Genomic DNA, 6,870 nt, shown 5'->3' on the forward strand with positions numbered 1-6,870 from the left:
CTTGAACAGCGTCGCGTCCGACTCGCCGCGCGCCAGCGCGCCGAGACCCGTCAGCAGCTCCTCACGCGATCCCGCGACCACCACCGCCCGATCCGGCAGCAGCGCACGCCCGGACAGCAGCGATGCGGCCACACCGGCCCGCGGCAGCGCCTCGTCCGCCTCGACGAACGCGGCGAGCCGCGCCGCCTGGCCCGGCAGCGCCCCCGCGCCCTTCGCCGACACCACGAACGGCAGCACGGCATCGCCGTCCACGGGAACGGACGCGGAGACCGGCAGCTCACCGTCCGGCGCCTGCTCCAGGATCACGTGCGCGTTCGTACCGCTCGCGCCGAAGGACGACACGCCCACCCGGCGCGGACGCTCGGTCTCCGGCCACGCGCGGGACTCCGTGAGGAGCTCGACCGCACCCGCCGTCCAGTCCACCTGCGGAGTGGGCTCGTCCACGTGCAGCGTCGCCGGAAGCACGCCGTGGCGCAGCGACTGCACGGTCTTGATCACCGCGGCGACACCCGAAGCGGCCTGCGCGTGCCCGAGGACGGACTTGACCGAGCCGAGGAGCAGCGGCCGGCCCTCCTCGCGCCCCTGGCCGTACGTGGCGAGGAGCGCCTGCGCCTCGATCGGGTCACCGAGCTTCGTACCCGTACCGTGCGCCTCCACCATGTCGATGTCGGAGGTGGTCAGACCGGCGTTGGCGAGCGCCTTGCGGATCACGCGCTGCTGGGCCGGACCGTTCGGGGCGGTCAGGCCGTTCGAAGCACCGTCCTGGTTGATCGCGGAGCCTCGCAGCACCGCGAGCACGCGGTGCCCGTTCTTGCGGGCGTCGGAGAGCCGCTCCAGGAGCACGACGCCCACGCCCTCGGCCCAGCCGCTGCCGTCGGCGGACGCGGAGAACGCCTTGATGCGGCCGTCGGCGGCCAGGCCGCGCTGCCGCGAGAAGCCGACGAAGCCACCCGGCGTCGCCATGACGGTGGCGCCGCCGGCAAGGGCCATCGAGCACTCGCCGCGGCGCAGCGCCTGCGCCGCCAGGTGCATGGCGACCAGCGAGGACGAGCACATGGTGTCGACCGTCACGGCGGGGCCTTCCAGGCCCAGGGTGTAGGCGACGCGACCGGAGGCGACGCCGCCGGCGGTGCCGAGGGCTCGTTCGAGGCTGAGGTATCCCTCGAAGCCGCTCAGATCCGGCGCGTAGTCCTGGTGCACCATGCCGGTGAAGACGCCGACGTCGGCGCCCCGCATGGAGTGGGGGTCGATGCCGGCGCGCTCGAAGGTCTCCCAGGAGACTTCGAGGAGCTGGCGCTGCTGCGGGTCCATGGCGAGCGCCTCGCGCGGCGATATGCCGAAGAACGCCGCGTCGAACTTGGCCGCGTCGTGGAGGAAGGCACCTTCGCGCACGTAGGTGGTGCCGGGGTTGTCGGCGTCCGGGTCGAAGAGTCCGTCGAGGTCCCAACCGCGATCGGTCGGGAACTCGGTGTAAACGTCGGCACCTTCGGAGACCACCCGCCAGAAGTCCTCGGGGTTGTCGATCCCGCCCGGGAAGCGGCAGCCCATCGACACGATGGCCACAGGCTCGACGGCAGCGGCGGCGAGCTGACTGTTCTCGTGCTGCAGCCTGGAGTTCTCCTTCAGCGACGCACGCAGTGCACCCACAAGCTGCTCGTCAGGCGATGCCATTTCTTCCTCCACGATCTTTGTAACGGGTCAGCTTGCGTCGTCGCCGAGGGCCAGCTGAATCAGGCTGGCGACGTCCATCGCGTCGATGAGTTCCGAGTTGTCCTCGGACGGCGCCGATGCCTCCGGCGCGTCCGTCTCGGCAAGTTGCAGCAGGGCGTCCAGGACTCCGGACTCCTTGAACCGGGCGAAGGGGACGCTCGCCAGGACACGTCTGAGGTCGCCCTCCCGCCCTTCGAACTCGTCTCCGGTCGTACGGAGGAGTTCGGCGCGCAGGTACTCGACCAGCGCGTCGGGGGTGGGGTAGTCGAAGAGCAGCGTCGCGGGCAGGCGCAGGCCTGTGGCCGCCTGCAGGCTGTTGCGGAGGCCGACGGCCGCGAGGGAGTCGAATCCGACCTCCTGGAAGGCCTGGAGCGGCCGGATGACCTCGGCGCTGGTGTGGCCCAGAACGGTGGCGGCATGGCTGCGGACGAGCCGGAGCAGGATCCGCTGCTGTTCGGTTTCCGAGGCCGCCGTCAGGCTCGCGACCAGGGACGACTGGGCGTCGTCGGCACCGGTGCCCGCTTCGTGCTGAGTTGACCGCATCATCTCGCGCGCCTCGGGCAGTTCGCCGAAGAGCGGGCTCGGCCGGACGGACGTGAACGCCGGGATGAACGCCGTCCAGTCCATGTCGGCGACGACCACCGCGTGTTCGTCGGCGCGCAGTGCCTGCTCAAGGAGGCTCACGGCGACCTCGGGGGCGACCGGGAGGACGCCTCGGCGGCGCAGCTGGGCTAGCGCGGCCGGGTCGGCGCCGACGCCGATTTGGTCTAGCGCGCCCCAGGCGAGGGAGGTCGCCTTGAGTCCGCGTGCGCGGCGGCGTTCGACGAGGGCGTCGAGGACAGCGTTCGCCGCACCGGACGGGCCCTGTCCGCCGCCACCCCAGATGCCGGCGATCGAGGAGAAGGTGACGAAGGCGTCGAGCTCGGTGTCCTTGAGGTGCTCTTCGAGCCAGACTGCGATCTCCACCTTAGCCGCGAACACCTCGGCGATGTCGGCCCGCCGGGTGCCGGCCAGGGAGCTGGTCTGCATGACGTCGGCGGCGTGGATCACGGCGGTCAGCGGCCGGTCGGCGGGGAGTCTGTCGAGCAGGCGGGCGAGCGCGTCGCGGTCGGCGGCGTCACAGGCCGTGACGGTCGTACGGACGTCAAGGCGGGCGAGTTCGGTACGCAGCGTATCCACGCCGTCGTCCGGGGTGTCGGCGGTGGTGGTGACGATCAGGGCGTCGGCGCCGCCGAGCGCGAGCCAGTGCGCGGCGTGCCGGCCGAGTCCTTCCGTACCGCCGGTGACGAGGACCGTTCCGCGCGACTGCCACGGCTGCGTACCGGCCGACTTGGGGAGGGACTTGCTTACCAGCCTGCGGGCGTGGACGCCGGTACGCCGGATGGCGAGCTGGTCCTCGTCGCCCGCGGCGTTGAGTACGCCGAGCAGGCGCTGAACGGTCCGGCCGTCGATCTCGGCAGGCAGGTCGACGAGACCGCCCCAGCGGTCCGCGTACTCGAGGCCCGCGGCACGCCCGAGGCCCCAGTGCGCCGCCTGGACCGGGGAGGTCACGGCGTCCTGCGTCCCGGTGCTCACCGCGCCCCTGGTCAGGCACCAAAGCGGCTGGCCGGCACTCGTGTCGGCGAGGGCCTGGAGCAGTACGAGAGTGGTCTCGGCGACGGCTGCGGCGTCCTGCGGAGCCTGTCCCCGCTCCAGCGCGTGGAGGGACAGTACGCCGGTGACGTCGTGCTCGGCGAGGACAGCGCCCAGCCACGCGGCGAGCGAGGCCCGGTCGCGAAGCCCGTCTTCGGAGACCTCAAGGAGCACCGTGTTGAGCCCCTGGGCGGTGAGCATCTGAGCCAGATCTTCCGTCCCGTCGGCACCGGCGCGCCCGTCCGGGGCGATCACCAGCCACGTACCGCCAGGGACACCGGGGGTGGACTGGGGCAGCGGCTGCCAGGTGACGGCGTAGCGGAGGCCCTCGACGACGTTCCACTCGCGGCGGCCTTCGCGCCAGTCCGCGAGGAGCGGGACGACGGCGCCCAGAGCGCTCTGACGGTCGGTGGTGTCGGCCTTGAGGAGCGCGGCGAGCGCGTCCAGATCGGCGTCGTCGACGGCGGTCCAGAAGTCGCGGTCGGCTTCGTTGACCTGGAGGTCGGCGTCGACGTCGGTACGGCGGTCGGGGGCCTTGAGCCAGTAGTGCTCGTGAGCGAAGGCGTACGTGGGCAGATCCACGCGCGGACCATCGGCGACACCGGTCGGCAGGACGGCCGTCCAGTCGACGTCCACGCCACGGACGAAGGCCTCGGCGAGGGAGGTCAGCATGCGGCGCATGCCGCCCTCACCACGGCGCAGGGAGCCCACGAGCACCGGCGGGACATCCGCCGCGTCGGCGATCTCGGAGACGGGCTGGAGGAGGACGGGGTGGGAACTGACCTCGACGAACACACCGAAGCCCGCACCGATCAGCGCACGGACGGCGGGCTCGAAGCCCACGGTCTGCCGCAGGTTCCGGTACCAGTATGTGCTGTCGACGACACCCGCGTCTTCGACCCAGGTGCCGTCGACGGACGAGAAGAAGGGAATCTCCGGAGCCAGCGCCGTGATGCCCGCGAGCTCGGCCGCGAGGACCTCCTCGACCGCCTCGACGTGACGGGTGTGGGAGGCGTAGTCCACCGCGACCCGCCGCACCCGCACACCCTGGCCCTCCAGGTCGGTCAGCAGGCCGTCCAGGGCGTCGGCGTCACCGGCGATGACGACCGAGGTCGGGCCGTTGACGGCCGCGATCTCGACACCCTCGACCAGCAGTTCGCGGACGTCGGCCGCGGGCAGGGCGACGGACGCCATCTCGCCCCGGCCGGACAGGACCCGGCCGATGGCCTGACTCCGCAGAGCCACCACACGCGCCGCATCCTCAAGCGACAGCGCACCCGCCACACACGCAGCAGCGATCTCACCCTGCGAATGACCGAGAACCGCGTCGGGCTCGACGCCCGCCGAACGCCACACGGCCGCCAAGGACACCATCACGGCGAAGCTCGCCGGCTGGATCACATCCACTCGTTCCAGCAACGCCGAATCCGCTTCCCCGCGCAGGACTTCGGGCAGCGACCAGTCCACGAACGGAGACAGCGCCCGCTCGCACTCGGCAACCCGGTCCGCGAACACCGGGGAGGTGTCAAGGAGTTCGCGACCCATGCCGACCCACTGGGCTCCCTGGCCCGGAAACACGAACACCGACCGGCCACGAGCAGCAGAACCACCCACCGCGGACTCGCCGCGCGCCACCGCGTCGAGACCCGACAGCAGCTCCTCACGCGAACCCGCGACCACCACCGCCCGGTCCGACAACACCGCACGACCGGACACCAGCGAAGCCGCGACACCGGCAAACGACACCTCGCCCTCGACGAACGCCGCGAGTCGCTGCGCCTGACCGGCCAGCGCTCCCGCGCCCTTCGCCGACACCACGAACGGCAGTACCGCATCGCGGTCCACGGGAACAGACGCGGAGACCGGCGGCTCGCCGTCAGGCGCCTGCTCCAGGATCACGTGCGCGTTCGTACCGCTGACCCCGAACGAGGACACACCCGCGCGGCGCGCACGCTCCGTCTCCGGCCACGGCCGGGACTCCGTGAGGAGCTCGACCGCTCCCGCCGACCAGTCCACCTCGGGCGTCGGCTCGTCGACGTTCAGCGTCGCGGGGAGAATGCCGTGCCGCATGGACTCGACCATCTTGATCACGCTCGCCACACCCGAAGCGGCCTGTGCGTGACCGATGTTGGACTTGACCGAGCCGAGCCACAGCGGCCGGCCTTCCTCACGTCCCTGACCGTAGGTCGCGAGCAGCGCCTGCGCCTCGATCGGGTCGCCGAGCCTGGTGCCGGTGCCGTGCGCCTCGACGACGTCGACGTCGGCCGACGTCAGCCCGGCACCGGCGAGCGCCTTGCGGATCACGCGCTGCTGGGACGGACCGTTGGGAGCGGTCAGGCCGTTGGACGCGCCGTCCTGGTTGACCGCCGAACCGCGCACCACCGCGAGGACCTGGTGACCGTTCCTGCGGGCGTCCGAGAGCCGCTCCAGGAGCAGGACGCCCACGCCCTCGGCCCAGCCCGTGCCGTCGGCGGAGGAGGAGAAGGCCTTGACCCGGCCGTCGGCGGCCAGGCCGCGCTGGCGGGAGAAGCCGATGAAGGTGTCGGGGGTGGACATGACGGTGGCTCCGCCGGCGAGGGCCATCGTGCACTCGCCCTGGCGCAGCGCCTGCGCCGCCAGGTGGATCGCCACCAGCGACGAGGAGCAGGCCGTGTCCACGGTCACCGCTGGGCCCTCGAAGCCGAACACGTACGACACGCGGCCCGAGGCCACACTGCCCGCGCTGCCCGTGCCCGCGAACCCTTCCAGCTCGGCGGGAACACCTTCACCCGAGGAATACCCCTGGCCCATCACGCCCGAGAACACACCCACCTCGGCACCCCGAAGCGCACCCGGGTCGATCCCCGCCCGCTCGAACACCTCCCACGAGGTCTCCAACAGCAGCCGCTGCTGCGGGTCCATCGCCGTCGCCTCACGCGGCGAGATCCCGAAGAACCCCGCGTCGAAGCGACCCGCCTCGTGGAGGAAGCCACCCTGCTTGACGTACGTCGTCCCCGGGTTGTCCGGATTCTCGTCGAACAGGACGTCCAGGTCCCAGCCACGGTCCGTCGGGAAGCCCGACAGGCCGTCGCGGCCTTCCCGCACCATCCGCCACAGGTCTTCCGGAGCCGCGACCCCGCCGGGGAGACGGCAGGCCATGCCGACGATGACGATCGGGTCGTCGTCCGTGGGCACCGTGGTCGGCGTGGTGGGGGCGACGGCGGCGGTCTGGCCGCTGAACTCGTCGCGCAGGTAGCGCGCGAGGGCGCGCGGGGTCGGGTAGTCGAAGATCAGCGTGGCGGGCAGCTTCACGCCCGTCGCCGTGCTGAGCCGGTTGCGCAGCTCGACCGCCGTGAGGGAGTCGAAGCCGGCGTCCTTGAACGCCTTGTCGGACTCGACGCGTTCGGCCGTCGTGTGTCCCAGGACGGTCGCCGTGTGGTTGCGGACCAGGTCGAGAAGGGCCTTCTCCTGGTCGGCGGGCGTGAGGCCCACGAGGCGCCGGGCGAGGGCGTTACGGTCACCCGCGCCGGCCTGAGCCGTGCGGCGGCC

The 6,870-nt window shown here is 72.0% G+C and carries 2 protein-coding genes; both read right to left on the reverse strand.

Features of this window, described 5'->3' with window-relative positions; translation table 11 throughout:
- Positions 1–1,671: type I polyketide synthase (locus tag ACFWR9_RS42175; protein ID WP_383852841.1), on the reverse strand; the 1,671-nt coding region annotated here is incomplete at its 3' end.
- Between the two features lie 27 nt (positions 1,672–1,698).
- Positions 1,699–6,870, reverse strand: a 5,172-nt coding sequence (locus ACFWR9_RS42180) for a type I polyketide synthase (RefSeq protein WP_383852844.1), incomplete at its 5' end; no start/stop codon positions are given.

This window comes from Streptomyces sp. NPDC058534 (assembly GCF_042717365.1).
Lineage (GTDB): Bacteria > Actinomycetota > Actinomycetes > Streptomycetales > Streptomycetaceae > Streptomyces.